This is a genomic window from Kushneria sp. AK178 (assembly GCF_053903105.1).
Map to the genome: position 1 here is coordinate 2907287 of NZ_CP096381.1, position 26896 is coordinate 2934182.

Below are 26896 nucleotides of genomic sequence, written 5' to 3' on the forward strand. Positions count from 1 at the left end.
CCGGAGCGCATCATGACCTCTTCCCACGGTGCTCATGACACCCACGCCGCATCCGGCTCGACCCCGGGCGACGGTGATAATCTCCAGGGCGGCGGTAGCCCCAACCCGCCCGAGGCACCGGTGGCCCAGCCCGGCGAGAGCCTGGCTCGCGAGGCCTGGCGCCGCCTGCGTCACAACCGGGCCGCCATGGCGAGCCTCATCCTGCTGGCGCTGATGACGATCATCTGTATCGCCGGGCCCTGGTTGCTGCCCTGGGGGCTGGCCGAGGTGGACTGGAACGCGTTCGGCGTGGCACCCACCCTGGAGGGCCAGCACTGGCTGGGCACGGACGCCAACGGCCGCGACCTTCTGACCCGCACCCTCTACGGCGGACGCGTATCGCTTTCCGTGGCGCTGGTGGCCACCCTGGTGAGTCTGGTGATCGGTGTACTCTACGGCGCGATTTCCGGCTATGTCGGCGGGCGTACCGACAATCTCATGATGCGCTTTGTCGACATCATGTACTCCCTGCCCTTCATGTTTCTGGTCATCCTGCTAATGGTGGTCTTCGGCCGTAACATCTTTTTGATCTACGCCGCCATCGGCGCGGTGGAGTGGCTCGACATGGCACGCATCGTGCGCGGCCAGACGCTGTCGCTCAAGCGCCGCGAGTTCATCGAGGCAGCCCACGCCCTGGGCGTGCGGGATTCAAAGATCGTCACCCGCCACCTGATTCCCAACTCGATCGGCCCGGTCATCATCTACGTGACGCTGACGGTGCCCAAGGTGATCCTGCTGGAGAGCTTTCTGTCGTTTCTGGGCCTGGGCGTTCAGGAACCGCTCACCAGCTGGGGCGTACTGATCAGCGAGGGCACCTCCAACATGCAGGGCGCGCCCTGGATGCTGATCGTCCCCGCCGCGTTTCTGGCCGTGACGCTGTTCTGTCTCAACTTTCTGGGCGACGGGCTGCGCGATGCCCTCGACCCGCGTACCCGCTAAGGAGTCCACCATGTCGACACCCCTGCTCGAGATCGACAACCTGAAGGTGGACTTTGAACTGCCCACCGGCACTGTTTCCGCCGTCAAGGGCGTGAGCTTCAGTATCCGCCCGGGCGAGACCCTGGCGCTGGTGGGCGAGTCGGGTTCCGGCAAGTCGGTCACCTCCACCGCCCTGATGCGCCTGCTGCCGGAGATGGCCAAAATCTCCGGTGCCATCCGTCTGGACGGCGAAGACCTGACACAGGTCAGCGCCGCGCGCATGCGCCGGCTGCGGGGCAACGAGTTCTCGATGATCTTTCAGGAGCCGATGACCTCACTCAACCCGCTGCACCGCATCGGGCGCCAGATTGCCGAAGTCCTGCATCGCCACCGCGGGCTTTCCGGCAGCCAGGCACGCACGCGGGTGCTGGAACTGCTGCACCAGGTCGGCATCCCCGAGCCCGAACGACGCGTTTCCAGCTACCCGCACGAGCTCTCCGGCGGCCAGCGCCAGCGCGTGATGATCGCCATGGCGCTGGCCTGCGAGCCGCGTCTGCTGATCGCCGATGAGCCCACCACGGCACTCGATGTCACCGTTCAGGCCCAGATTCTCGATCTGCTGCGTGATCTGCAACAGCGCTACGGCATGGCGATTCTGTTCATCACCCACGATCTGAGTCTGGTGCGGCGCTTTGCCGAACGGGTCTGTGTGATGCGCTACGGCGAGCTGGTCGAGTCCGGCACCACGCAGGAAGTGTTCGATCAGCCAAAGCACGACTATACCCGCATGCTGCTCGACGCCGAGCCCAGCGGCAGCAAGCCGGCCGTGGCAGAAGATGCGCCGGTGTTGCTCAGCGGTGACAACATGCGGGTGCGCTTTACCACCAAAAAGCGCCTGTTCGGCCAAAACGATTATTTCGAAGCGGTACGCGGGATCGACCTGACCGTCCGGCGCGGTCAGACCGTGGGTATCGTCGGCGAATCGGGCTCGGGCAAGTCAACGCTCGGCCGCGCCCTGCTGCGCCTTCTGGACAGTCAGGGACAGCTGCGCTTTGAAGACACCGACATCACGACATTCGACAAGTCCCATATGCGCCCGCTGCGCGCGCGCATGCAGGTGGTCTTTCAGGACCCGTTCGGCTCGCTGTCACCGCGTCTGACCGTAGGAGAAATCATCAGCGAAGGGCTCAGGGTGCACTTTCCCGAACTCGACCGGCGCGAGCGCGAGGCCCGGGTTATCGAGTCCCTCGAGGAGGTGTCGCTCGACCCGGCGATGCGCAAGCGCTATCCGCACGAGTTCTCCGGCGGTCAGCGTCAGCGCATCGCCATCGCCCGCGCGCTGGTGCTCAAGCCCGATTTTTTGCTGCTCGACGAGCCGACCTCGGCACTGGACCGCTCGGTGCAGATGACGGTCATCGAGCTTTTGCGCCACCTGCAGCAGAAATACAACCTGACCTATGTGTTCATCAGCCACGATCTGGCCGTGGTTCGGGCGCTGTCCGACACCGTGCTGGTCATGAAGGAGGGACAGGTCGTCGAGCAGGGCAGTGCCGAGACCATTTTTCGGGCACCGCAGAAGGAATACACGAAAGCGCTTTTGAAGGCCGCCTTTCTCGACACGGCCGCCTGAAATATCGAGGGGATATTAAAGGAACATGGCGGGCCCTTGCTGCCCGTCTGTCCGTGACGCCTTTTTCAGGGCGTTATGGGAGGCTTTTGCCTCATCAACGGGGCCAGCGCCCCTGAACGTGCAATAACAAGGGACACAACCATGCACAAACATAACAATGCTCTACGAGGTGGCCTGTTCGGCACAGCCCTGCTCACGCTTGCCGGCTGCACCGGCCCGCTGTTCGGCCCGGGCGGTTTTGACAACGCCGCTCTTGAGAATGGGGCACCGCCCGAGCTTGTAAAACGCTTTCACGAGGCAGACACCGATGGCAATGGTTTCATCGATCCAGTGGAAGCCAGAGCCGCCGAACTACAGGGACTTTTTACCACGCTGGATGAGGATCGGGATCGAAAGATTTCCAAAGCCGAGTTCATCAACGGTATGCAGCAGCTCGATAACAATCAATAAACGCGGAGCCTTCTCTCATGACCTTCAACCAAAAGGGCATCACGCTCTCCCTTTGCCTGTCGTCCCTGTTCGTGGCTCAGCAGGCCTCGGCGGTCATCCTGTACGAATCTCCCGATGATCGACTGGAGTTCAGCGGCCGACTGGCCGCAGCCAGTACCTGGGTCGACGACGTTCACGATGACCATGATCCGACCAACTTCGGCTCCCGTGTTCGCCTGATTCATGAACACAATTTCGAAGCCGGCTGGTCATCGATTCTGCGCACCGAATGGGGCTTCAACCCCTGGTTTGAAACCGGCAGCGACGAGCATTACAAGCGATTGCAGTATGCCGGTCTCAGCAACAGCCAATACGGCACCATCCTGATCGGCAAGCAGTACTCGCTCTGGTATGACATGGTCGGGGTCTGGACGGACTGGTTCTGGATCAACGGTGCCGCAGCACAGGGGTCGTTTTCAGGGCGTAACAGTGATGGCGGCTTTGAAGGTAACGGCCGTCCTGACCGCGCCATTTCCTATCAGAACAGCTGGGGAGACTGGTCATTCGGAGTGCTCTATCAGACCGAACGCGATGACAGCCACAGCGACAATGCCCCGATCTATGGCAATATCGGCGGCCAGCAGGTGGTGACCGGTTTTGAGCAGCGTGACACCGGCGTGGAGCGCAACTATACCGGTCAGGCCGCTCTCAACTGGTTACCCAGCGAGACCTTGTCGCTGGGGCTTGCCTACACCCATTCCAGCATTACCGATCATGACGATGACAGTAACCGTCACCCTGACGTCAATGCCACGCTGCTGGGCGCGCGCTGGACCCCGGGCAACTGGTATTTCGCGGCCATGGCCGGTGACTACCGTAACCTTGAGCGCAACAGTAAATTCGAGGGCTTGCCGGATAACGGCGCTGTAGAGCATGCCCGCGGTTATGAGCTGGTCGCCCTGTACAACCTTCGAGGCTATACCCCGGGCAGCGTACAGATCTATGGCGGCCTTAACCGACTGGAAGATCGCGACTCCGATGCCCGCAATGCCAACTATATTGCCGGTGTTGCCTGGCTTCTGGCCAACGACAACCTGGTGCTGGCACTGGAGCGTTCCGAGGATGACTCAAAGGATGCCGATGGCAGCAGTATCGGCAACGACAATACTGCCATTCTGGTGCGCTACGATTTCTAGACAGGCAGCAGCATGACCGATAACCCTCGCCCCGGCCGGCGGGGGTTTTTTGTGAATGCTCAATAGAAACCATCATCTTGACCCTGTGGCTACCCCAGGGTTTTATGCTGTGCCCATGACAGGCAACCGGCAGGCAATGACATGAAAATTGGCGAGCTGGCCCGCCAGGGCGACGTGACCCGTGAAACGATCCGTCACTATGTCCATCAGGGGCTGATTCATGCCGGGCGCGATCCGAACAACGGCTATCAGCACTTTGACGAGGAGGCGCTGCGGCGCGTGCGCTTCATTCAGCGCGCCCGGACACTGGGCTTCAGCCTCAGGGAGATCGGGGAGATCTTTGCCCATACCGATCACGGCGACTCCCCCTGCCCCATGGTGCGTGATCTCCTCAGCGCTCGTCTGCCACAGATTCGGGCGCAGATACGCGAACTGGAGCAGCTCGCCGATCGCATGGAACACGCGCTTCAGGCCTGGTCCGACATGCCCGACGGCGCACCGGACGGCCATACGCTGTGTCAGCTGATCGAGCACTGGAACGAGCCGAATGGCCCTGCCGCCAACGCTACCGGGAGGATCGATGAGTAACGCACGCACCTGGCATCTGACACTGGAAGGCCTGCACTGCGGCGGCTGCGTCAAGCGCACCCGGGCCGAACTGGAAGCGCTCGACCCGCAGGCGCAGATCGAGCTGGATACCGAGCGGCTGTCGATCATGACCCGACAGTCGCTGAAGGAGGTCATCGGCGCCGTCGAAGCGGCGGGCTATCGTGCCACGCCTGCTGACAGCACGCCCCATCACCATCAGCTGGCACTGGAAGGCCTGCACTGCGGCGGCTGCGTCAAACGTACCCGGGCCGAACTGGAAGCGCTCGACCCGGAGGCACGGATCGAGCTGGATACCGAGCGGCTGTCGATCACGACCCGACAGTCGCTGAAGGACGTCATCGGCGCCGTCGAGGCGGCGGGCTATCGTGCCACGCCCATCGAGGAGACACCCGGTTCGGCATCAAAGCCTGATGCCACGACAGGGGCCGATACTGAAGAGGCCGCCGCACCGGTCGATGCCGACAGACCGGCAAGCCCGACCGAGCCGCGCGGGGACGCCATCGAGCTGCAGCTCTCCGGCATCACCTGCGCCGGCTGTGTGCGCACCATCCAGAACGCGCTGGACCACGTCGATGGCGTTGATGATGCGCAGGTCAACTTCGCGACCCGCAGTGCCCGGGTGCGCGGCGATGCCAACCCCGCCACCCTGATCAGCGCGGTCGAACGCGCCGGCTACGGCGCCGAGGTGATCGAGAGCATCGAGCAGGGAGAGGCGCGCCGCGGCGAGCTGGAGCAGCAGGAGTATCGCCGCAAGGTTCGCGATACCTGGCTGGCGCTGGTGCCGGGCGCCGGCCTGATGGCCACCATGTTCTTTCACCACCCGCAGCTGCAGGGCGTGGAGCGCTGGGTGTGGGTGGCCATCGCGCTGGGCGTGCTGGGCATCATGACGGTGGCCGGACGCGGCTTTTACGATGCCGCGCTCAAGGCCGTGCGCCATCGCCTCGCCAACATGGACCTGCTGATCGCGATCGGCACGACCACCGCCTGGCTCTACTCCATGGCCGTGGCACTGATGCCAACGCTGGTCCCGGAGGCGGCCCGCTCGCTCTATCTGGAAGCGCCGCTGATGATCATCGGGCTGGTCAGCCTCGGCCAGGCGATCGAGACCCGATCGCGCGGACGCACCTCAAAGGCGCTGTCGCAGCTGGTATCGCTGCGCGCCAGCACCGCGCGGGTGATTCGAGACGGTGACGAGATCGATATCAACATCGACGAGGTGGTCCGCGGCGACCAGCTGCGTCTGCGCCCCGGCGAGCGGGTGCCGGTGGACGGCGAGGTGATCGAGGGGCGCAGCCATATCGATGAGTCGATGCTGACCGGTGAGCCGCTGCCGGTGGCGCGCGAAGCCGGCGATCGGGTGTCGGCCGGCACGCTCAACACGAAGGGCACGCTGACGCTGCGCGCCACCCGGGTGGGCAGCGAGACCGGCCTGTCGCGCATTATCGAGCAGGTGCGTCAGGCCCAGGGCTCGCGCCCGCCCATCAGCCGACTGGCCGACCGGGTCGCCAGCCTCTTTGTGCCGGCGGTCATGATCGCCGCCGTCATCACGGCGCTGATCTGGTTCAATCTGGGCCCCGAACCACGCATTACCCACATGCTGATCACTGCCACCTCGGTGCTGATCATCGCCTGCCCCTGCGCGCTGGGGCTGGCCACGCCCATTTCGACCATGATCGGCGTGGGCCGCGCCGCCAGCGCCGGCATCCTGATCCGCCACGGCGAGTCGCTGCAGCGCATCGGCGAGCTGACCGCCCTGGTGGTCGACAAGACCGGCACCCTGACCGAGGGCAAGCCGCGCGTCACCGACGTGCATCGACAGGGGCGCGATGCTCATGAACTGGCGCTGCTGGCCGGCCTCGAACGCGGCTCGGAGCATCCGCTGGCCGCCGCCGTGCTGGACTACTGCCGCGAGCAGCAGGCCGACCCGGTCGATGTCACCCAGTTTGAAGCCCTCTCCGGACGCGGCGTGACGGCCACCGGCCCGGGCGGCGAGCGGCTGGCGCTGGGCAACGCGGCGCTGATGGACGAACACGGCGTGGCCCTTGATGGGGTCAGCGCTACCATCGATGACTGGGAAGCTCAGGCCCGCAGCGTGCTGCATTTCGCCATCGATGGCCGGCTGGTGGCGCTGCTGGCCGTACAGGACCCGCTGCGCGAGGACGCTTTTGAGGCCGTCAAGCGACTGCATGAGCGCCATCTGCGCGTGGTGATGCTGACCGGCGATGCCGAGCCCACGGCGCGGGCCATCGCGGCGCAGGCCGGTATCGATGAGGTGCACGCCAATCTTCTGCCCGGGGACAAGCAGACCCATATCGAACGACTGCGCCGCGAGGGCCATGTGGTGGGCATGGCGGGTGACGGCATCAACGATGCCCCGGCACTGGCCGCGGCGGACGTCGGTTTTGCCATGGGCGCCGGCAGCGACGTGGCGATCGAATCGGCAGGGGCAGCGCTGATGCGCGACTCGCTGCACGGCATCAGTGATGCCATCGACCTGAGCCGCGCCACGATCAGCAACATCAAGCAGAACCTGTGGGGCGCCTTTGCCTACAACACCCTGGGCATTCCGGTGGCCGCCGGCGTACTTTATCCGCTGACCGGCACCCTGCTTTCGCCCATGGTCGCGGCACTGGCGATGGCGGCGTCATCGGTGACGGTGGTCACCAACGCCAACCGCCTGCGCCACTTCACGCCGGCGCAGGTTCCCTCCGCAGGCCGGAAGAAATCGGAAACAGACAGGGAGGCCGCCGCATGACGTTGTTGATCAATGCCCTGGGCATCGTACTGATCGCCCTGATCGCCTGGTGGTTTCTGGGCAGCCGGGACGACACATGACACCCCGGGCCTGCTGGCCCACACTGACGTTTCAGACCAGCGCATCAAGGGGAGCGTCCAACGATGGCTACACAGCAGGCACCCGCCATTCATGGCGTCATCGAAACCGTGCTCTACACCGCCGACATGGCGCGGGCCCGGGACTTTTTTGAAACGGTGCTGGGACTGTCACCGCACAATGCCGACCAGCGCTTTACCGCCTACCCCACCGGGCACTCGATGCTGCTGGTCTTCCAGCAGGGGCAGACCGATGACACCGTCCAGCTGCCCGACGGCATGGGCACCATTCCGCCACACGATGGCGGCGGCCGCCAGCATATCGCGCTGGCCATCGATCGTGAGGCGCTCGCCGACTGGGAGCATCATCTGGACCATCACGGCATCGCCATCGAGGGGCGCACGCACTGGCCGCCGGGCGGCGAAAGCCTCTACTTCCGCGACCCGGACGGCCATCTGCTGGAGCTGGTCACGCCCGGGCTGTGGCCCAACTACTGAGACCTCACTACCCGGTGGCTGCTGGTACCTAATTGCTGCTGGTGCCGGTATAGCGACCGGGCCGGTGGTTAAGGGTCAGAATCACGCCGAGCACCGCCGCGCCCACAATGGAGTAGATGACGTTGGTCACGGGCAGTACGAAAAAGGCCGCCAGCATGACCAGACCATCGAGGGCGAGCTGCACCTTGCCGGCGCTCCAGCCGCGACGGTCCTGCAGATAGAGGGCCAGAATGTTGAAACCGCCCAGACTGCCGCGGTGGCGAAAGAGCGCCAGCGCCCCCAGCCCGATGAGGCTGCCGCCCATGAGCGCGGCAAACAGCGGCGAGACCTCGCCGATATCGATCCAGTGCGGCATCTGCCAGCTGATCCAGGAGAGCAGCGCGATGGCCGCAAAGGTCTTGAGGGCGAACTGATGGCCGACCCGCTGCCAGGCGAGCCAGTAAAACGGCAGGTTCACGACGAAAAAGACCGGGCCGAAGTTCCAGCCGGTGACGTAGGTAATCAAAAGCGCAATGCCGGCGGTGCTGCCGATCAGGATCTGGGCGTGTTCGTACAGCCCGATACCCAGCGCGGCGCAGGCCGAGCCCAGCATGATGGCCATGACATCTTCATGCAGACGGTGTCGGCTCGCTGATGCATCCATCGATCATATCCTTCTTGTTGTGTGGCGATCGGGTAGATCGCGCATGGCATCCGGCGCTTGTGGCGCCTGAAGGTATTATCGACAGCCCCGGGGCAGGCGTCGAGTGCCGGACCGGCACTTACATCGCGGTCTGCTCGGCGTGCTCGATCATCAGCTGCAGGCTTTCCCGACCCCGATAGCGGTTGCGCGACAGGCGAAAGGCACAGCGAATCGCCTCCCCCGCCGCGACCGGCATGTTCTCGCCCGGTGTGACGGCGCGAAACCAGATCGCACGCACCATCTGCGCGCCGGCATCCAGCGTCATCATCAAATGGTTGCCCTCGCTGCCCACCAGTCGCGCCTGATCCACCACGAATCGGCCTTCAAAGATCGGCGCTTCGAACTCGCGGCCATAGGGCGCCAGCGCCTCGAGCTCATCGAGAATCGGCAGCGCCAGCTGGTCGGGCTCGAGCGTGCCGTCACTGAGAATCAGCGGGTAGAGTTCACGATCTCCCAGCTGCTCGTCGATGGCCGTTGCCAGCGCGTGCCGAAACGCCTCGAGTTCGGCGTGCGGCACACCCATGCCCGCCGCGCCGCTGTGGCCGCCAAAGCGCGGCAGGGCGCCGGGCGAGAGCTCGAAAGCGCGCTGCAGCGCATCGCGCAGATGCACGCCCTCCACCGACCGCCCGGAGCCGGTCAGCATGGCCGGGTCCGGCGCCTGGGTCAGCACCACGGCCGGGCGACCGAAGGCCTGCACCAGCCGCGAGGCGACAATGCCCTGCACGCCGGGATGCCCCTCGGGCAGATGCACCACCAGTACACGCGCGCCCTGTTCCAGCTGCTGATGGGCCACGGCGCGCGCCTGTTCGGCCATGTCGGCCTCGATGGCCTTGCGCGACTGGTTGTCGTCATCGAGTACGCCCAGATAGCGTCGCGCACTGGCGTCATCCTCGGCCAGCATGAAGTGCAGCGCCGCGTAGGGGTCATCCAGCCGCGAGCGGGCGTTGATGCGTGGCCCCATCTGAAAGGCCAGCGTCTCGGCATCAAAGGGCGTGCTGTCAGGCCCCAGTCGCTCGGCCATCATTCGCCAGCAGGGCGCCTCCATGCGATTAATGAGCTTGAGCCCGAGCGTCACCACCGCGCGATTGATGGCGCTATCGCCCAGCGACACGCAGTCGGCCACCGTCCCCAGCGCCACATAGGCCAGCCAGGGCGACAGCTTGGGGGTATCACTCGCCAGCCGACCGGCGTCGATCAGATGCGACCGGGTCAGCGACATCAACAGCCAGCACACCATGCAGCCGGCAATGGTGGCATCAGGGTAATCACAGTCGGCGCGCGACGGGTTGACCACCGCGAAGGCCGAGGCCGGCGGCCCTTCGACGGGCAACGCGTGGTGGTCGGTCACCACCACATCGATGCCGGCCTCTTTCAGGCGTGCCAGCCGTGGCTCATCGCTGGAGCCGCAGTCGGCGCTGATGATCAGCGACGGACGCGGCGAGAGCGCCAGCGTTTTGTCCACCAGCGCACTGCTGATGCCGTAGCCGTCATTGATGCGATGGCCGATGAGGCTATGGAGCTTTTCGCGCGGTACGCCAAAGAGCTCGGCAAACGTTCGCAGGATCACCACGTGGGAGGTAATGCCATCCACGTCATAGTCGGTGATGATGCCGATGTGCTCGCCGTCGATGACCGCCCGGGCGATGCGCTCGGCACCGCGGGCCGCGTCACACAGCTTCTCGGGGTGTTCGATATAGCGCAGGGCCGGTTCGACCAGCGCCGGGACCGGCGCCCGCGGGTCCTTGAGGCGTCCGGCCAGAATGCGTGCCTGCAGCTCGGTCAGGCCGGCGTCGATGGCCTCCTGATAGAGGCCGTCGTGACAGGGGCGCTGCAGGATCTTCCTGGTCAGCGATGGCACTGCAGGGGCAGGCGCGTTATCCAAGGTGGCTCCGGAGACTGAAAGGCTGCGCCGGCATCGGTGATGCCGGCGCAGCCCTGTGGGTGGATCGCGTGTTATGCCATCAGCTCAGAGAGGTCATGACCTGGCGGTAATCAGACATCAGCTGCCGGCCACCCGGTGCCCGGCGACAAAGCGTTGAACGTCCCCGACACTGGCCGGCAGTACATCGTAGCGCTCTTCACGGGTCATCAGATCGCTCATGGACTCCGGCAGCGCCGCGCCTTCAAAGCCGGCCCGGACCACGGCGTCCTCGAACTTGGCCGGGTGGGCGGTGGCCAGCGTGATCATGGGTGTGGCGGCATCGCTGCGCGCCGCTTCGGCGGCGCGATAGCCGGTGGCGGTATGCGGGTCGAGCAGCTCGCCGGTACGCCCGAAGGCCTCGCGGATCACCTCGAGGATGGTGTCATCATCGACGCGGTGGCTGGCGAACGTTTCGCGCAATCTGGCCAGCGGCGCCTCGGCCAGCGCGGCCGGCTCCTGCTGGAAGCGCTCCAGCAGTGAGCGCACCTGCTCGCCGTCGCGGTCGTAGGCGTCAAAGAGCAGGCGCTCGAAATTCGACGACACCACGATATCCATGGACGGCGCCAGGGTGGCGGCCAGCTCGCGTTTGGAGAAGTCGTTGTCGGTCAGCGTCCGGTGCAGGATGTCGTTGGCGTTGGTGGCGATCACGAACTGCTTCACCGGCAGGCCCATGCGGCTGGCGGTATAGCCGGCAAACAGGTTGCCGAAGTTCGCGGACGGCACCGTGAAGCTGACCTCACGATGCGGCGCGCCCAGCGCCACGCCCGAGGCGAAGTAGTAGACGATCTGCGCCATGATGCGCGCCCAGTTGATCGAGTTGACCGCGATCAGTCGAGTGCCGTTCAAAAAACCCTGATCGGCGAAGCTGGCCTTGACGATCGCCTGGGCATCATCAAAGTTGCCTTCGATGGCGATGTTGTGAACATTGTCAGCCAGCACCGTGGTCATCTGACGGCGCTGCACCGCCGAGACGCGCTGATACGGATGCAGGATGAAGATATCGAGGTTGTCGCAGTGGCGGCAGCCCTCGATGGCGGCCGAGCCGGTATCCCCCGAGGTGGCGCCCATGATGACCGCCTTCTCGCCGCGCTTTTTGAGAAAATGATCCAGCAGGCGGCCCAGCAGCTGCAGTGCCACATCCTTGAAGGCCAGCGTCGGCCCGTGAAAGAGCTCCATCAGCCAGTGATCATGGGAGAGTTGCCTGAGCGGCACCACGGCGTCATGCTTGAAGGTGGCGTAGCTGTCATCGATGATGCCGCGCAGGGTCTCATCGTCGATCTCGCCGCCGACAAAGGGCTTCATGACCCGAAAGGCGACTTCCGTATAGGGCTGGCCGGCCATCGCGGCGATCTCGTCACGGGAGAACTGCGGCAGCGTTTCCGGTACGTACAGGCCGCCGTCGGGAGCCAGCCCGGTCAGGACCGCCTCTTCAAAGTTCAGCGCGGGCGCGTTGCCGCGCGTACTGATGTAACGCATGGTCCGTGTGCTCCCGATCAGACGGTTTCGTCGAGATGTTCAATACGGATACGGGTCACCGGCCCGGCGATGTCCGCCAGCGCCTCGAGCTGGCGAATCGCTTCGTTCATATTGGCCTCGCGGGTGCGATGCGTGGTGATGATGATCGGCACCAGTTCCCCCTCGGTGGCTTCCTTCTGGATCAGGGCCTCGATGCTCACGCCCTGCTCGGCCAGAATGGTCGCCACCCGCGCCAGCACGCCGGGGCGATCCACCGCCTGCAGTCGCAGGTAGTAGGCGGTAACGATATTCTCCATCGGCGAGATCGGCAGGCTCTCGTCGCCTTCCACGATGCCGCTGAAGGCCAGATAGGGTGTGCGATGGTCATGATGGGTGGCCATGTCGCGCGCCACGTCCAGCAGATCGGCCACCACCGCCGAGGCCGTCGGTTCGGCACCGGCGCCGGCACCGTAGTAGAGCGTCGGCCCCACGGCATCGCCCATCACCTCGATGGCATTCTTGACGCCGTGGACGTTGGCCAGCAGCCGCTCCTTCGGGATCAGCGCCGGATGGACGCGCAGCTCGACGCCGTCCTCGGTGCGCCTGGAGATGCCCAGGTGCTTGATGATGTAGCCCAGCGCATCGGCCTGCTGAACGTCATCAAAGGTGATGCGCGAAATGCCTTCGGTATAGGCGCGCTCGAACTGCAGCGGTACGCCGTAGGCGATCGAGGCCAGGATGGTCAGCTTGTGGGCGGCATCGATGCCTTCAACATCGAAGGTCGGATCGGCCTCGGCATAGCCCAGCGCCTGCGCCTCGGCCAGTACGTCCTCGAACGCCCGACCCTCATCACGCATGTGGGTGAGGATATAGTTGCCGGTGCCGTTGATGATGCCGGCCACCCACTGAATGCGATTGGCGCCCAGCCCTTCGCGCAGCGACTTGATGACCGGAATGCCGCCGGCCACGGCCGCTTCGAAGGCGACGATGACGCCCTTTTCGGCCGCGGCGCGAAAGATCTCGTTGCCGTGCACGGCGATCAGGGCCTTGTTGGCCGTGACCACATGCTTGCCGTGGCGAATGGCTTCCAGCACCAGCTCACGCGCCACGTCGTAGCCACCGATCAGTTCGACCACGACGTCAATGTCGGGATTGCGCGCCACCTCGAAGACATCCCGGGTCACGTTGATGCCGGTCAGGTCGACGTGTGGAATATCGCGCCGCGCGCCGATCTGCGTCACCACAATGGCGCGTCCGGCGCGACGCTCGATGTCCCGGGCGTTACGCACCAGTACATTGAACGTGCCGCTGCCCACGGTCCCGAGTCCGCAAATGCCTACCTTTACCGGTTCCACCGTCTTGCCCCCTGGTCTACTGATCTCAACGCTGCATGACTGTTGTTCCCGGCGCGGTCAGAGGCCGGGTGGAGAAGCAGTGTAACGCCCTGCGCGGCTGGCATGAATGCCCCGTGATCAATTCTCCAGTCCCAGCATGTTGACCAGTCGATCCACCGGCACATAGCCCGGGATCATGCGGCCATCGGGCAGGATCAGGGCCGGCGTGCCCTGGATGGCCATCTGCTTGCCCAAAGCAAACTGTTGTTCGATGGGCGTGTCGCAGCTGGCCGTGGCCTTGAGCTTTTGGCCCTGCTTGGCTCGGGTCATCGCTTCGCTGCGATTGTCACTGCACCAGACCTGACCGAGCTCCCGCGCGCCTTCGCCATTCATGCCGGAGCGCGGGAAGGCCAGATAGCGCACCTCGATGCCATGCTCGTTGAGCTCGGGCACCTCTTCGTGAAACTTGCGACAGTAGGGGCAGGTGGTATCGGTGAAGACGTTGATCACGGCCCTGACCTCACCGGCCGGCCGGAACACGACCGCTTCGTCATCGGGGACCTGCTCGAGCAGGTCGACGCGATGCTGCTGCTGTTTCTGCTCGGTCAGATTGACCATCTGCCCGTCACTGTTGCGATAGAGGTCGCCGACCAGCAGGTACTGCCCGTCGCGATCGCTGTAAAGGGTCTGGCCGTTCTCCAGCTGCACCTCGTAGACCCCGGGCAGGGGCGATGCGTCGATCGACCGGACCGGCATTTTCTGACCGTTGACGACCAGGTGATCGGCCAGGTCCTTCGGCACCCTGCCATCATCGGCCTGTACGGCCGGGGCCAGCAGAGCACCGGTCAGCAGGACACCGGGCAGCAGCGAACGAAAGGGAAAGGCAAGCGACATGGACATGGGTAATTCAGCCCCGTGGATGATGTTTGGCATGGATGGCTTCAAGGCGGGCCTGAGCCACCCGGGTATAGATCTGTGTGGTAGAGAGGTCGCGATGGCCGAGAAGTTCCTGCAGCACGCGCAGATTGGCGCCGTGATTGAGCAGATGGGTGGCGAAGGCGTGGCGCAGGGTATGCGGCGACAGCGGCGCGTCGATGCCGGCTCGCGTGGCGTGGTGCTTGATGCGATACCAGAAGGTCTGTCGCATCATGAAGCCGTCACTGCGGCCGGGAAAAAGCGGTGCCCGGGTAATATCGCGCATCAGCTCGCCGCGGCCCTCGCGCAGATAGCGCTCGAGCCACTCGACGGCCGGCTCTCCCATGGGCACCAGCCGTTCGGCATCGCCCTTGCCCAGCACCCTTACCACGCCCTGACGCAGGTTGACGCTGTCCACCCGCAGCCCCACCAGCTCGGAGACGCGCAGTCCGCAGCTGTAGAGCACTTCCAGCATGGCACGGTCGCGCAGCCCCAGTGCGGTGGTGATATCGGGGGCATCGAGCAGGCGCTCGACCTCGTCCTCTTCGAGCGTGCCCGGCAGCTCCGAGCTGGCACGAGGTGCCACGATGTCGGCCAGAGGGTCGCTGTCGATCTGACCGGTCACCAGCGCCCAGCGGTAAAAGCGGCGCAGGCTGGAGGTCAACCGCGCATCGGAGCGCGCCTGGTAGCCGTTGCGACGACGCTCTTCGATCAGTCCATGGTAGGTCCGGCTGTCCGGGGCCAGAAGGCTCATGTCATGGCGCGTCAGATAGCGCTGCCAGTGCATCAGATCACATCGATAGGCATCGAGGGTGTGCATGCTGGCACCACGCTCGAGCCAGAGCGCATCAAGAAAGGCTTCAATCAGCTTGCTGGACATGACGGTCTCTCATGAAAACACAACGCCCCGGATGATCCGGGCAGCCCCGCACAGGCGACCGGGCCTGCCCCCGGACAGACAAAGACCCCGCCCATGATGCATGGTGCGGGGTCTTGAGGAAACTGCCCGATGATGCCGGGCAGTACCGGAAGGGCTCAGGACTTCTTGGTGAGCCTTTCCTTGATGCGTGCGGACTTGCCGCTGCGCTCGCGCAGATAGTAGAGCTTGGCCTGACGAACGTCACCACGACGACGCACTTCGATGCTGTCGACCTGACGGCTGTAGGTCTGGAAGGTACGCTCGACGCCGACACCGTGGGAGACCTTGCGCACGGTGAACGCGGAGTTCAGCCCGCGGTTGCGCTTGCCGATAACAACGCCTTCAAACGCCTGCAGACGCTCGCGGCTGCCTTCCACGACCTTGACCTGTACCACGACAGTGTCGCCGGGGCCGAAATTCGGTACTTCCCTGTCCAGCTGCTCGTTTTCAAGCGCCTGGATGATCAGGTTCTTGCTGCTCATGACATTTCTCCAATGTGACCGGACCCGGCAGCAGTGTCTGCAATACCGGCGTCCTTGATCCCGGCGACATGCGCGGGGTCGATTCGTGGGTGACGCGGCACCGTTTACAGGGTCTGGCCCTGATCCCGGCCCCGCACCGCCGCATCGGCATCCGCCGATGCGTATTCGTTGATGAACTCGTCCAGCAGCTTTCGCTGCTCGGCATCGAGCGTCATCTGCTGCAAAAGCTCCGGCCGACGCTGCCAGGTTCGCCCCAGGGACTGCTTGAGCCGCCAGCGACGAATTTCGCCGTGGTGCCCGCCCAGCAGGACCTGCGGTACGCGTCGGCCGTCCACTTCTTCCGGCCGCGTATAGTGCGGACAGTCCAGCAGGCCATCGCTGAAGGAGTCCTCCTCGGCCGAGGCCTGATGGCCCAGCACGCCGGGCACCAGTCGCGCCACGGCATCGCAGAGCACCATGGCCGGCAGCTCGCCACCGCTGAGCACGTAATCACCGATGGACCACTCTTCATCGATGTCCAGATCAATGACGCGCTCATCGATGCCTTCGTAGCGTCCGGCGACCAGCACCAGCCGTTTATGCGAGGCCAGCTGTCTGACGCCGGCCTGATCGAGCGGCCTGCCCTGCGGTGACAGATAGATCACCCGGACCGGGTCATCATCGTCGCCTTCTCCCTGCTGCTCGCCGTGCTGACGAGCCTGATCGATGGCGCTGCGCAGGGTATCCACCTTCATCAACATGCCGGGGCCGCCCCCATAGGGGCGATCATCCACGCTGCGATGGCGATCCAGCGCATAGTCCCGCGGGTTCCAGCAGTCGATGCGCATCAGACCGCGCTCCACGGCGCGACCGGTGACCCCGTAACGGGTCACGGCATCGAACATCTCCGGAAACAGCGATACCACTCCGATCCACACGATCCACTACTCGCCTGACGGGGACGGCGTTTTCAAAAGTCGGGATCCCAGTCGACGGTCATGATGCCGCCCTGCAGATCCACCTTCTGAATCACGTCGTCCGGCAGAAACGGAATCAGGCGTTCACGGTCTTCGCCGCGAACCACCAGCACGTCGTTGGCACCGGTCTCGAACAGATATTCGACGCGTCCCAGTGCAACACCGTCGCCCGTCTGAACGGCAAGCCCTTCAAGCTGGTACCAGTAGTACTCATCCTCTGAAAGGCTCGGCAGTTCCGCCGCTTTCAAAAGCACGGTAGCACCGGCCACACGCTCGGCGGCCTCGCGCGAATCCACACCGTCGAGCCGGACAATCAGTCCCTTGCCGTGGCGCTGACCGTTGCGCAGGGTCATGGGCGTGCGCTGCCCGTTCTGCTCGACCAGCCAGGTCTCGTAATCGAGGATGCCCTCCATCGGGCTGGTCCACGAATACACGCGGAGCCACCCTTTTACGCCATAGGGGCTGGTCAGCTTGCCCATGACGACGTACTGCTCGGGCGACTGCGTCATACCGATTCCAGACTCGATCAGGCGGAAGCGGCTTGCTGCTTGCGCGCGTAACGCACCAGCTCGGCAACGCGATCGGACAGCTGCGCGCCATGGGCCTGCCAGTGGTCGATGCGATCGAGGTCGATGCGCAGACGCTCCTGCTGACCGCGGGCAACCGGGTTGAAAAAGCCGACCTGCTCCAGGTGACGGCCGTCACGCTTGACGCGCGAATCGGTCACATGCAGGTGATAAAAGGGACGCTTCTTGGCGCCACCACGTGCCAGACGAATGGTAACCATTTAAAGTCCTTCAGTTGGAATAGCGTCGTACCAGCCGTACGACGAAGCCGTAAACATGTTGCGCACAGCGCCCTGGCAGCCTGCGCTTCCCGAATGAGACATGCCGGAAAACGCAACGCGCAGGCGCGCCGCTCCTCGAAGACGCGGTATTCTACGGGAAATTTCAAGGCTTGGGAACTGCATGAAGCCATCTCCCTGCCTGTCGGATCAGCGAGTGCTCAGCGGCGCGGCAGACCGCCGGAGCCGCCCATACCGCCGGGACCGCCCATACCGCCGGGGCCTCCCATGCCACCCGGGCCGCCGCCGGGACCGCCCATGCCGCCACCGCCCATCATCGAGCTCATGTTGCGCATCATTTTCTGCATGCCGCCCTTCTTGCCCATCTTTTTCATCATCTTCTGCATCTGCTTGTGCTGCTTGAGCAGACGATTGAGATCCGGCACGGTCGTCCCGGAGCCGGCGCAGATGCGGCGCTTGCGCGAGCCATTGATGAGATCGGGCTTGCGGCGCTCCTTCGGCGTCATGGAGTTGATCATCGATTCGAGCTTGCCGAACTCCTTCTCGCTCGCCTGACCCTGAGCCATCTCGGCCATCTGGCCCATGCCCGGCAGCTTCTCCATCAGGCTGCCCATGCCGCCCATGCTCTTGAGCTGCTGGAGCTGGTCGCGAAAATCCTCGAGATCAAAGCTTTCGCCCTTCTTGATCTTTTTGGAGAGCTGATCGGCCTTGCTGCGGTCCACCTTGCGCTCGGCTTCCTCGATCAGGCTGAGCACATCCCCCATGCCCAGGATGCGCGAGGCCACGCGGTCCGGATAGAAGGGTTCGAGGGCATCGGTTTTCTCTCCCATGCCCATGAACTTGATCGGCTTGCCGGTGATATGGCGTACCGACAGTGCAGCACCGCCACGGGAGTCACCGTCGGCCTTGGTCAGGATCACGCCGGTCAGCGGCAGCGCCTCGTGAAAGGCATGCGCCGTATTGGCGGCGTCCTGGCCCGTCATGGCATCCACGACGAACAGCGTCTCCTGCGGCGAAATGGCGCGGTGCAGATCGCGAATCTCGCCCATCATGGTGTCGTCGATGTGAAGACGACCGGCCGTATCGACCAGCACGACATCGAAGAACTGAATACGGGCATGACGGATGGCCGCCTCGGCGATCGCGGTCGGCTCCTGCTCGCTGTTCGAGGGGAAGAACTCAACGCCGACTTCATGGGCCAGCGTTTCGAGCTGATCGATCGCGGCCGGACGATAGACGTCGGCCGAGACCACCAGCACCTTTTTCTTTTCACGCTCGCGCAGAAAGCGGGCCAGCTTGGCGACCGAGGTCGTCTTGCCCGCCCCCTGCAGGCCGGCCATCAGGATGACGGACGGCGTCTGCTTGAGCTCGAGGGGCACGTTGCCCTCGCCCATGGTCGCTTCCAGCTCCTGCTGGACGATCTTGACGAACTGCTGGCCGGGCGAGAGGCTTTTGGACACCTCCTGCCCCACGGCGCGTGTGCGCACGCGCTCGACAAAGTCCTTGACCACCGACAACGAAACGTCGGCTTCCAGCAGGGCGCGACGCACCTCGCGCAGGGTGTCCTTGATGTTCTCTTCGGTCAGCCGTGCCTGGCCGGTCACGGATCTGAGCGTGTGTGAGAGACGATCTGTCAGGCTGTCAAACATGAGCTTCTCCGATGGTGCAGCGGCGGCGGCAGAAACGTGAGGGGCGCCCATGCCGAGACCGGAAAATGTTGGCCCGCATTATAACGGTTCAGGGCGCTGCCATGCACCAGCCCGAACCGGATTCGTGTCAAACGGCGCAGAAACATCCCCCTGCCCGGGCCGCGCGTATCCCGGTGGCCGGTTTCGATAACGAAAGGCTCCCGGTATAGTAGGCAGACTCCGTGATCTGCATCACGACGCGTACGCCCGGTTCGCGATTTCCATACGGATTGTCATATAACGATGCTCACGCTTTTCTCTGCCCTTGTGGCAGTCGTGTTCTACTGCACTGCCGCCTGTCGTCAGATGCTCTCACTGACGCGGCGCCTGCCCGTGCGCCAGGGGCTTGTCAACGCCGCCAGTGCCCTGGCAGTCGCGGGCCATGGCGTGGTGGTCTTTACCACACTGCACGCCCGTGACGGCCTCAATCTGGGCATCTCTGAAACCGTTTCGCTGGTCTTTTTCCTGATTGCCGCCCTGCTGCTGCTGGCCAGTATCAAAAAACCGCTGATGCCGGCCGCCGTGGGGCTTTATCCGCTGGCCGCCCTGAGCGTGGTGGGCGTTGTCGGCCTTCCGCAGTCCAGCATCGAGTATGGCTTTACTCCCGGCATGCTGGTCCATATCGCCACGTCGGTGCTGGCCTATGCGTTTCTGATCATGGCGGCAGGTCAGGCCGTGTTGCTGTCCGTTCAGACCCACGCGCTCAAGCACAATCATCTGCGCGGCATCATTCAGGTCCTGCCACCGCTGACGACCATGGAACGGCTGATGTTCGAGCTGATCATCTGCGGCATGGTCTTTCTGACGGCCTCGATCATCAGCGGCTTTTTGTTCATCAACGACCTCTTTGCCCAGCATCTGGCGCACAAGACCGTGCTGTCCCTGCTGGCCTGGGTGCTCTTCTCCATTCTCCTCTGGGGGCGGTACCAGCGCGGCTGGCGCGGCCCCTGGGCCATCCGCTGGACGCTGGGCGCGGTGATCGTGTTGATACTGGCCTACTTCGGCACCAGGCTGATCATTCAGCTGCTGCATGGCTGAGCGGCGCCACGGAGCGGCACATCCCGGCAGTGCCGCCTTGACACCCACGGCACAAGTTCCTAAAAACGACCGATAACCGATTCCGAGGGCCCACCAACCTTGAGCGATGACACTCCCCTGGGGCTGATGTTCACCCTGCTCGTGCTGCTCATTATCCTGTCTGCCTTTTTCTCGAGCTCGGAGACCGGCATGATGTCCATCAACCGCTATCGGTTGAAGCATCAGGCCAATACGGGGCAAAAATCCGCCAAACGGGTGCTGCGCATGCTCTCGCGCCCCGACCGGCTGATCGGCGTCATCCTGATCGGCAACAATTTCGTTAATAACCTGGCCGCCTCGATCGCCACCATCATCGCCATCCACTTTTTTGGCGAGGTTTCCGGGCCGGCCATTTCGACCGCTATCCTGACGCTGGTCGTGCTGATCTTTGCAGAAGTCACGCCCAAGACGATGGCTGCCCTGCGCCCTGAAAAAATCGCCTTTCCCGCCTCGCTGGTCCTCGACCCCCTGCTGCGCCTGCTCTACCCGCTGGTCTGGCTGGTCAACGGCATTTCCAACGGTCTACTGCGTCTGGTGGGAGTGCGCGACATCGATGGCGGCGCCGCCCATCTGACCCGCGACGAGCTGCGCACCGTGGTGCATGAAGCGGGTACCATGATCCCGCGCCGTCACCAGACCATGCTGCTGTCGATCCTTGATCTGGAAAATGTCACCGTCAACGACATCATGGTGCCGCGCCACGAGGTCGTGGGACTCAATCTCGAGGATGATCTGGACGTACTGCTGTCTGAAATCCGTACCAGCCAGCACACCCGGGTGCCGGTCTACAAGGGCGATATCAACAACATCATCGGCATTCTGCATTTGCGCAACGCCGCTCGCATCATGTCCCAGTCCAGCGTCAACAAGGCCTCCATCGTGCAGGAGGCACGCGAGCCCTACTTCGTGCCCGAATCCACCCCGCTGCATACCCAGCTGCTCAATTTCCAGCAGCAAAAGCGTCGCATTGGCATCGTGGTCGACGAATACGGTGATGTGCAGGGGCTGGTGACACTCGAGGATATTCTTGAAGAGATCGTGGGCGAGTTCACGACCGACATCGCCGACACCCATCAGGAGATTCATCTGCAGGAAGATGGCAGCTACATCATTGATGGCACGGCCAACATTCGCGAGATCAACAAGGTGCTGGGCTGGCAGCTGCCGACCAGCGGGCCCAAGACGCTCAACGGACTGATTCTGGAATATCTGGAGTCCTTTCCCGACGCCCCGGCCAGTCTGGAGATCGGCACCATTCGCATCGAAATTCTCGACATCCGGGAAAACCTGATCACTTCAACGCGCTGCTGGCAGACCCAGCGGCGCGCAACACGCGCGGCTGAAACCCGTCAGTAGGCGGTAACGCCGTAATGCAGGCGAGCCGGTTTTGAGATTGAATTAAGCCTGTTTTGTTAAGTTGCGCGATATCCATGATGGCTGTCCCGAGGACGCATGATGATATCGCTCACTTTTCCGCACGGCCTGCGTGCCACAGGTCAACATGATGTTCATGGATAGCCTCCGGCGGCGCCTGCCTCTTTCCTGCTGTCTGATACTGCTGCCGATCCTGACGGGACTCGCCCGGGCCTGCCCCGAAGAGGGCCGGGACGTGTCCCAGGACGAAGTGCTGCAGATGACCGAAAGCGGTCACATCGAGCCCTTTCCGGCCATTCTCGAAAAGGCCCGGGAGTATCGCAGCGGCAAGCTGCTCGAAGCCAAGCTCGACTGTGTTAACCAACGTTATGTTTACGAAATCGACATGCTCGATCATGATGGGCAGATCAGGGCACTTCGATTCGATGCGGTGACCGGAAAGCATCTGGATCTGGAAGAAGATTAGAGGGGTAACCATGCGGCTGCTACTGATTGAAGACAACGTCCCCCTGGCGGACGAACTGACGGCCCTGTTCACCCAGCACGGCTACGCTGTTGACTGGTGCACGGACGGTCGCGATGCCGCCGTCATGGCCACCAGCGAACCCTTCGATATCATCATCCTTGATCTGGGGCTGCCCGGTCGCCCGGGGCTGACGCTGCTGGAGCAGTGGCGCGCCGACGGGCTGGACACGCCTGTGCTGATCCTGACGGCCCGCTCCAGCTGGAGCGAGCGCATCACCGGTCTGCGCGCCGGGGCCGACGACTATCTGCCCAAGCCCTTTCACCCCGACGAGCTGATCCTGCGCCTGCAGGCCCTTGTACGCCGCCGTCACGGTCAGCGCCCCTCTCCGACCATCTCGGTCGCCGGTGTCGTACTGGATGAAAACGGCCAGAGCGCGTGGCGTACATCCAACGATACGCCGGTCAACCTGACCCGCGCCGAATTCGCGATCCTGCGCTATCTCATGCTGCACCCCGATCACGTGATCGCCAAGGATCGCCTGCTTGATCACCTTTATGACAGCGAACACGATCGCAACCCCAATGTGGTCGAGGTGCACATCAACCATCTGCGCCAGAAACTGGGTCGTGGCGTGATCATTACCCAGCGGGGCCAGGGCTATCGTTTCGGCGGTGACAGCGCCGCTGCCTGATGTCACTGACGCGTCGTCTTGATCTGGGCCTGCTGGCCTCGGTACTGGTGGTCATGCTGCTGCTGGCCCACGGCAGCGTGGTACTGTTCGACTACGTGCTGCGGGATTACCTGACCGAGCGGCTGCGCGAGGACGCCGAGAGCCTGGCCACCCTGCCAGTGGACCGGAATGATCAGGTCCGTATCGATCCGCTGCGCCTGCGTGCCTCCTTCAATCAGGTCTACTCGGGGCAGTATTTCGTCATCGACATCGATGACGACATTCATCTGCGCTCGCGCTCTCTCTGGGACCATCGGCTCAAACCGGTCGAGGGCGACACCGCCCAGATCCGCCCGGGGCCCGAAAACCAGTCCCTGCTGGCCTGGACCGGGCAGTACCATCGCGGCCGACACCACTTCACCATTACCACGGCGCTCGATTACAGCACCGTCACCCGACGTCTGGACTGGCTGCGCCTGTGTATCTGGGGGCTGGGCGGCGTCATGGCCATCCTGCTGGTCTTCATTCAGCGTCGGGTCATCCGCCTGGGGCTCATGCCGCTGGAGAAGCTGCAGCGCGAACTGGCCCAGCTGCATGAAGGCAAGCGCATGGCGCTGGAAACCCGCGTACCGGATGAAATTGCCCCCTTCGTTGACGAGCTCAATCATCAGCTGGAGCGCATCGAGCGCGTGCTCAACCGCTCGCGTGACGGCATCGCCAACCTGGGGCATGCGCTCAAGACGCCCCTGTCGGTGATGGAAACGCAGCTGGCCCGGCGGGAACTCGAACAGCTCCCCGACCTGCGCCACTCCCTGCAGGCCCGGCTGGATGACATTCACCGCCTGGTGGAGCGTGAGCTGCAGCGCGCGCGTCTGGATACCGGCGAGGTCTCCGCAGCCGCTCGCTTTCAGCCCGACAGCGATATCCCGCCGCTTCTGGACACGCTGCGCGAGATTCATGCCAACGTCACGTTCATCAATGACAGCGCCCCCCTGCCGCCCCTGCCCTGGGATCGCGATGAGCTGCTGGAGATTCTGGGCAACCTGCTGGATAACGCCGGCAAGTGGGCCCATGGGCTGGCCCGCCTGACCCTGTCCCGCGAGGAAGGCCGGTTCGTGATGCTGGTCGAGGATGACGGACCGGGCATTCCGCCGGACCAGCGCGGGCGAGTCATGGGGCGAGGCACGCGCCTGGATGAACAGGTCAGCGGTCACGGGCTGGGGCTGGGCATCGTGGAGCAGATTGTCCATCACCACGGCGGGGAGATTCATCTCGGCGAGAGCGATCTGGGCGGACTGGCCGTTACCGTGGACCTGCCGGCACCGCTCGTCTAGCGCGACGCCTCAGCCCCTTGATCCTGCCCTGCCAGCGTACGTACGGGCTTGTTGCTGGCGTAGCCATCGATACCGGCCTTGAGCGCCGCCACACTGGCCTGCAGCGATTCCCGCGTCACGGTTTCCGAATCAACCGGTGCGCCAAAGGTGAGGCACACCTTCGCCCGAAAACGTCTGGGCATCCCCTTGAAGGGCACGCCATCGTAGCGTGATGACCACGACCCCCAGAGCCCGGACAGCGCTGCCGGCACCACCGGCACCGGATCGCGCTTGAGAATCAGATCAATCCCTCGACGGAATTCATTGATGTGGCCGTCGCGGGTCAGGCGCCCTTCGGGAAACAGCATGACCACCTCGCCGTTCTGCAGCGCTTTGCTGACCAGATCCAGCGCCCGGCGCATGCCCTTGGGATCACGCCGCTCGGAAGCCACCGGAATGGCGCCGGCCATGCGAAAGAACCAGTTGAGCCACGGCGATTCGTAAATGGGCTTGTCCATCAGAAAGCGCAGCGGCCGCGGGCTGGCGCCGCCCATGACCAGCGCATCCATGAAGCTGACGTGGTTGCAGACCACGATGGCCGGCCCTTCATCGGGAATGTTGTCGATACCCCGGATCCGCAATCGGTACCACATGTGGACCAGCACAAAGATACTGATACGCATCATGGGGCGTGCCTGCAGCAGGGCGCAGACCAGCGCCGTCAGCAGGGAAATGGCCGCAAGAGAGGCAAAAAAGGTGTGCAGGGTGACATTCATGACGCCAATCAGCACGGCCCCGAAGGCTGCAGAGGCCACCATGAACAGCGCATTGAGAATGTTGTTGGCGGCAATCATGCGCGCTCGATCCTCGTCACCGCTGAGAATCTGAACCAGCGTATACAGCGGAATGATGTAGAGTCCGCCGCCCGCCCCGATCAGGATCAGATCCAGCAGCATCCACCAGAAGCGCGGCATGGCCATCAGATCCGCCATCGTATTGATGCCCGCGCCCAGTGCCGGATGGGTGGCAAAATCAAATCCGGCCAGCGCCAGCACGAAGGCGCCGATGGGGACCAGGCCAACCTCCAGTCGACCGGCCGACAGCCGAGCACAGATCAGCGACCCCAGCCCCACACCCACGGCAAAGGCGGCCAGCAGCATGGTCACCGCCCCGGCCTGGCCATGCACCACATGGCTCGTCCACAGCGGTAGCTGGGTCAGATAGCAGGCGCCCAGAAACCAGAAGACGCTGATCCCGATCAGGGCACGAAAGATACGGGGGGTGCGCCAGGCCGCCGAGAGCACCTGCCAGGAGCCCCGAAAGGGCTGCCATTTCAGCGCTCCCCGCGAGCTGGCCGGCGCCGAGGGCACCAGCAGGGCTGCGCCCAGGCCGCACAGCGACACGATGACCAGGGTGGCACCGATCAGCATATGAGCCCGGCTGCCCCCCACCGCCATGAGAATGCCGGCGCCGAGCGTCCCCAGCAGGATGGCCAGAAAGGTGCCCATCTCCACCCAGGCATTGGCCTGTACCAGCTCCGTGCGCTGTACGTGCTGGGGCAGAATGGCGTACTTGACCGGCCCGAACAGCGCCGACTGGGTGCCCATCATGAACAGAAGCCCCAGCAGCAGGGCATAGGCCTCCAGCCAGATGGCCAGTGCGGCACAGCTCATGGTGGCAAGCTCCAGCCACTTGAGCGCGATGATCAACTGCCGCTTGTCCCGGTAGTCGGCCAGCTGTCCGCCCCATGCCGAAAACAGCAGATAGGGCAGGATGAAAAGTGCCGCGGCCAGATTGTTGATCAGTCCCGCATCCCAGCCCAGTCGGGGTACGGCCACGAAGGTCACCAGCAGCAGCAGAACGTTTTTGAAAACGTTATCGTTGAAGGCGCCCAGCGCCTGAGTCCAGAAAAAGGGCGCAAAGTAGCGGCTGCGCATCAGGTTCAGGACATTTCTCAATGGCTCGCCCCCCCGGCGCGCAGTCCTGCCAGGATGGTATGCAACAGCTGATCCAGCAGTTCGGTCACCTCCAGCGCCTGCCCCTGGCCATAGCCCAGACGCTCGTTGAGCCCCAGCTGCACAAGACCGTGCACGCTGCCCCAAAGGGTGCGTGCCAGTCGGCTGGCCTCGGCATCCGTCATCAGCGGCTGGATCTCCTTGAGCGTGGCCTCGACCCGCAGAAACAGCGCCTCGATCATGCGCCCCTGGCGGGTATCGAGCTCGCCCTCCTCGGCCAGCGGGTAATCAAACAGCAGCTGCCAGCGATAGGGATAGCGATGGGCAAATTCCCAGTAGGCCCGGGCCAGGGCGCCCAGCCGCTCATCGGGCGTACCGGTCTGAAAGGTATCGATCTGGCCCTTCAGGCTGTCCAGGGTTTCGAGGTTGACGTACTGAAGCAGATTGTTGAAGCTGCCGTAGAGCTTGAGCAGCGTACTGGGTGCACAGCCGACATCGCGCGCAATGGAGCGCAGTGACAGCGCATGGATGGGATGATCCTTGAGCCAGCTGTCGCATGCCGCCATGACGCTGGCATGCAGCTCTTCCGGTGAATGCTGTCTTGGGCGCGCCATGAAAAAATCCCTGCCTGTTATATTTTGTGATCGAACACTGTTTTCATACAGCATATCCAGCTTGCCTTTAAAAGCAAGGGTTATTACGGCGACGGAAAATACAAGGGCTGCAAACCGTC

The 26896-nt window shown here is 63.8% G+C and carries 25 protein-coding genes; 12 read left to right on the plus strand and 13 right to left on the minus strand.

Going from position 1 to position 26896, the window contains the following annotated elements; translation table 11 throughout:
• Positions 1–12: 12 nt before the first annotated feature.
• The 7 genes from M1D97_RS13315 (at position 13) to M1D97_RS13345 (ending at position 8151) form a co-directional block, all read left to right on the plus strand.
• The gene (locus M1D97_RS13315; RefSeq protein WP_456268211.1) at positions 13–978 is read left to right on the plus strand and encodes an ABC transporter permease subunit; all 966 of its coding nucleotides are present in this window, start codon (positions 13–15) and stop codon (positions 976–978) included.
• Between the two features lie 10 nt (positions 979–988).
• A complete protein-coding gene (locus M1D97_RS13320; protein ID WP_456268212.1) occupies positions 989–2587 on the plus strand; it encodes an ABC transporter ATP-binding protein in 1599 nt (532 codons plus the stop codon).
• Between the two features lie 141 nt (positions 2588–2728).
• Entirely contained in the window at positions 2729–3037 is a 309-nt protein-coding gene (locus M1D97_RS13325; protein ID WP_456268213.1) for a hypothetical protein, read from the plus strand.
• 17 nt (positions 3038–3054) lie between these two features.
• Positions 3055–4212 carry a porin gene (locus tag M1D97_RS13330; RefSeq protein ID WP_456268214.1) on the plus strand — a complete coding sequence of 386 codons (1158 nt, stop codon included), beginning with the start codon at positions 3055–3057 and terminating at the stop codon, positions 4210–4212.
• A gap of 141 nt (positions 4213–4353) precedes the next feature.
• The gene (locus tag M1D97_RS13335; protein ID WP_456268215.1) at positions 4354–4800 is read left to right on the plus strand and encodes a MerR family transcriptional regulator; all 447 of its coding nucleotides are present in this window, start codon (positions 4354–4356) and stop codon (positions 4798–4800) included.
• Positions 4793–7576 carry a heavy metal translocating P-type ATPase gene (locus tag M1D97_RS13340; RefSeq protein WP_456268216.1) on the plus strand — a complete coding sequence of 928 codons (2784 nt, stop codon included), beginning with the start codon at positions 4793–4795 and terminating at the stop codon, positions 7574–7576. Before M1D97_RS13335 ends, M1D97_RS13340 begins: the two co-directional genes overlap by 8 nt.
• 143 nt (positions 7577–7719) lie before the next feature.
• Complete coding sequence (locus tag M1D97_RS13345; protein ID WP_456268217.1) at positions 7720–8151, plus strand: VOC family protein; 432 nt, start codon at positions 7720–7722, stop codon at positions 8149–8151.
• A gap of 28 nt (positions 8152–8179) precedes the next feature.
• On the opposite strand, the gene M1D97_RS13350 is transcribed toward M1D97_RS13345, so the two are convergent.
• The 11 genes from M1D97_RS13350 to ffh form a co-directional block, all read right to left on the minus strand.
• Entirely contained in the window at positions 8180–8794 is a 615-nt protein-coding gene (locus tag M1D97_RS13350) for a YitT family protein (protein ID WP_456268218.1), read from the minus strand.
• A 118-nt stretch (positions 8795–8912) separates the two neighbouring features.
• Positions 8913–10715, minus strand: a complete 1803-nt coding sequence (locus M1D97_RS13355; RefSeq protein WP_456268219.1) for a single-stranded-DNA-specific exonuclease RecJ — start codon at positions 10713–10715, stop codon at positions 8913–8915.
• Between the two features lie 117 nt (positions 10716–10832).
• Positions 10833–12230, minus strand: a complete 1398-nt coding sequence (gene thrC / locus M1D97_RS13360) for a threonine synthase (RefSeq protein WP_456268220.1) — start codon at positions 12228–12230, stop codon at positions 10833–10835.
• Positions 12231–12247: 17 nt separating this feature from the next.
• Positions 12248–13564 carry a homoserine dehydrogenase gene (locus tag M1D97_RS13365; RefSeq protein WP_456268221.1) on the minus strand — a complete coding sequence of 439 codons (1317 nt, stop codon included), beginning with the start codon at positions 13562–13564 and terminating at the stop codon, positions 12248–12250.
• Positions 13565–13681: 117 nt separating this feature from the next.
• Positions 13682–14443, minus strand: coding sequence for a DsbC family protein (locus M1D97_RS13370; protein WP_456268222.1), 762 nt, complete (start codon positions 14441–14443; stop codon positions 13682–13684).
• Positions 14444–14450: 7 nt separating this feature from the next.
• A complete protein-coding gene (gene xerD, locus M1D97_RS13375; protein ID WP_456268223.1) occupies positions 14451–15338 on the minus strand; it encodes a site-specific tyrosine recombinase XerD in 888 nt (295 codons plus the stop codon).
• Positions 15339–15493: 155 nt separating this feature from the next.
• A complete protein-coding gene (rplS, locus tag M1D97_RS13380; protein ID WP_456268224.1) occupies positions 15494–15859 on the minus strand; it encodes a 50S ribosomal protein L19 in 366 nt (121 codons plus the stop codon).
• Between the two features lie 104 nt (positions 15860–15963).
• On the minus strand, positions 15964–16776 hold the full coding sequence (trmD, locus tag M1D97_RS13385; RefSeq protein WP_456268225.1) for a tRNA (guanosine(37)-N1)-methyltransferase TrmD: 813 nt from the start codon (positions 16774–16776) through the stop codon (positions 15964–15966).
• 32 nt (positions 16777–16808) lie between these two features.
• On the minus strand, positions 16809–17324 hold the full coding sequence (gene rimM / locus M1D97_RS13390) for a ribosome maturation factor RimM (protein WP_456268226.1): 516 nt from the start codon (positions 17322–17324) through the stop codon (positions 16809–16811).
• Between the two features lie 17 nt (positions 17325–17341).
• A complete protein-coding gene (gene rpsP / locus M1D97_RS13395; protein WP_456268227.1) occupies positions 17342–17602 on the minus strand; it encodes a 30S ribosomal protein S16 in 261 nt (86 codons plus the stop codon).
• 218 nt (positions 17603–17820) lie between these two features.
• Positions 17821–19269, minus strand: a complete 1449-nt coding sequence (gene ffh, locus M1D97_RS13400; RefSeq protein WP_456268228.1) for a signal recognition particle protein — start codon at positions 19267–19269, stop codon at positions 17821–17823.
• 282 nt (positions 19270–19551) lie between these two features.
• On the opposite strand from ffh, the gene M1D97_RS13405 reads away from it, so the two are divergent.
• The 5 genes from M1D97_RS13405 to M1D97_RS13425 all read left to right on the plus strand — a co-directional run bounded on the left by M1D97_RS13405 (position 19552) and on the right by M1D97_RS13425 (position 24229).
• Complete coding sequence (locus M1D97_RS13405) at positions 19552–20346, plus strand: cytochrome C assembly family protein (RefSeq protein WP_456268229.1); 795 nt, start codon at positions 19552–19554, stop codon at positions 20344–20346.
• A gap of 99 nt (positions 20347–20445) precedes the next feature.
• The gene (locus M1D97_RS13410; protein ID WP_456268230.1) at positions 20446–21741 is read left to right on the plus strand and encodes an HlyC/CorC family transporter; all 1296 of its coding nucleotides are present in this window, start codon (positions 20446–20448) and stop codon (positions 21739–21741) included.
• Between the two features lie 154 nt (positions 21742–21895).
• Positions 21896–22225, plus strand: coding sequence for a PepSY domain-containing protein (locus M1D97_RS13415; protein ID WP_456268231.1), 330 nt, complete (start codon positions 21896–21898; stop codon positions 22223–22225).
• Positions 22226–22235: 10 nt separating this feature from the next.
• Complete coding sequence (locus M1D97_RS13420) at positions 22236–22916, plus strand: response regulator transcription factor (protein ID WP_456268232.1); 681 nt, start codon at positions 22236–22238, stop codon at positions 22914–22916.
• Complete coding sequence (locus M1D97_RS13425) at positions 22916–24229, plus strand: sensor histidine kinase (protein WP_456268233.1); 1314 nt, start codon at positions 22916–22918, stop codon at positions 24227–24229. The genes M1D97_RS13420 and M1D97_RS13425 overlap by 1 nt, the downstream gene beginning before the upstream one ends.
• Here M1D97_RS13425 and M1D97_RS13430 read toward each other — a convergent pair.
• Together M1D97_RS13430 and M1D97_RS13435 are read right to left on the minus strand one after the other, a co-directional pair.
• The gene (locus tag M1D97_RS13430) at positions 24226–26145 is read right to left on the minus strand and encodes an MFS transporter (RefSeq protein ID WP_456268234.1); all 1920 of its coding nucleotides are present in this window, start codon (positions 26143–26145) and stop codon (positions 24226–24228) included. The genes M1D97_RS13425 and M1D97_RS13430 overlap by 4 nt on opposite strands.
• Positions 26146–26162: 17 nt before the next feature.
• The gene (locus M1D97_RS13435; protein WP_456268235.1) at positions 26163–26777 is read right to left on the minus strand and encodes a TetR/AcrR family transcriptional regulator; all 615 of its coding nucleotides are present in this window, start codon (positions 26775–26777) and stop codon (positions 26163–26165) included.
• Positions 26778–26896 lie beyond the last annotated feature (119 nt).

Coding starts and splice junctions, on each gene's coding strand:
- M1D97_RS13315 (WP_456268211.1), top strand. CDS start 13: ATGACCTCTTCCCACGGTGCTCATGACACCCACGCCGCATCCGGCTCG.
- M1D97_RS13320 (WP_456268212.1), top strand. CDS start 989: ATGTCGACACCCCTGCTCGAGATCGACAACCTGAAGGTGGACTTTGAA.
- M1D97_RS13325 (WP_456268213.1), top strand. CDS start 2,729: ATGCACAAACATAACAATGCTCTACGAGGTGGCCTGTTCGGCACAGCC.
- M1D97_RS13330 (WP_456268214.1), top strand. CDS start 3,055: ATGACCTTCAACCAAAAGGGCATCACGCTCTCCCTTTGCCTGTCGTCC.
- M1D97_RS13335 (WP_456268215.1), top strand. CDS start 4,354: ATGAAAATTGGCGAGCTGGCCCGCCAGGGCGACGTGACCCGTGAAACG.
- M1D97_RS13340 (WP_456268216.1), top strand. CDS start 4,793: ATGAGTAACGCACGCACCTGGCATCTGACACTGGAAGGCCTGCACTGC.
- M1D97_RS13345 (WP_456268217.1), top strand. CDS start 7,720: ATGGCTACACAGCAGGCACCCGCCATTCATGGCGTCATCGAAACCGTG.
- M1D97_RS13350 (WP_456268218.1), bottom strand. CDS start 8,794: ATGGATGCATCAGCGAGCCGACACCGTCTGCATGAAGATGTCATGGCC.
- thrC (WP_456268220.1), bottom strand. CDS start 12,230: ATGCGTTACATCAGTACGCGCGGCAACGCGCCCGCGCTGAACTTTGAA.
- M1D97_RS13370 (WP_456268222.1), bottom strand. CDS start 14,443: ATGTCCATGTCGCTTGCCTTTCCCTTTCGTTCGCTGCTGCCCGGTGTC.
- xerD (WP_456268223.1), bottom strand. CDS start 15,338: ATGTCCAGCAAGCTGATTGAAGCCTTTCTTGATGCGCTCTGGCTCGAG.
- rplS (WP_456268224.1), bottom strand. CDS start 15,859: ATGAGCAGCAAGAACCTGATCATCCAGGCGCTTGAAAACGAGCAGCTG.
- rimM (WP_456268226.1), bottom strand. CDS start 17,324: ATGACGCAGTCGCCCGAGCAGTACGTCGTCATGGGCAAGCTGACCAGC.
- rpsP (WP_456268227.1), bottom strand. CDS start 17,602: ATGGTTACCATTCGTCTGGCACGTGGTGGCGCCAAGAAGCGTCCCTTT.
- ffh (WP_456268228.1), bottom strand. CDS start 19,269: ATGTTTGACAGCCTGACAGATCGTCTCTCACACACGCTCAGATCCGTG.
- M1D97_RS13405 (WP_456268229.1), top strand. CDS start 19,552: ATGCTCACGCTTTTCTCTGCCCTTGTGGCAGTCGTGTTCTACTGCACT.
- M1D97_RS13415 (WP_456268231.1), top strand. CDS start 21,896: ATGGATAGCCTCCGGCGGCGCCTGCCTCTTTCCTGCTGTCTGATACTG.
- M1D97_RS13420 (WP_456268232.1), top strand. CDS start 22,236: ATGCGGCTGCTACTGATTGAAGACAACGTCCCCCTGGCGGACGAACTG.
- M1D97_RS13425 (WP_456268233.1), top strand. CDS start 22,916: ATGTCACTGACGCGTCGTCTTGATCTGGGCCTGCTGGCCTCGGTACTG.
- M1D97_RS13430 (WP_456268234.1), bottom strand. CDS start 26,145: ATGCGCAGCCGCTACTTTGCGCCCTTTTTCTGGACTCAGGCGCTGGGC.
- M1D97_RS13435 (WP_456268235.1), bottom strand. CDS start 26,777: ATGGCGCGCCCAAGACAGCATTCACCGGAAGAGCTGCATGCCAGCGTC.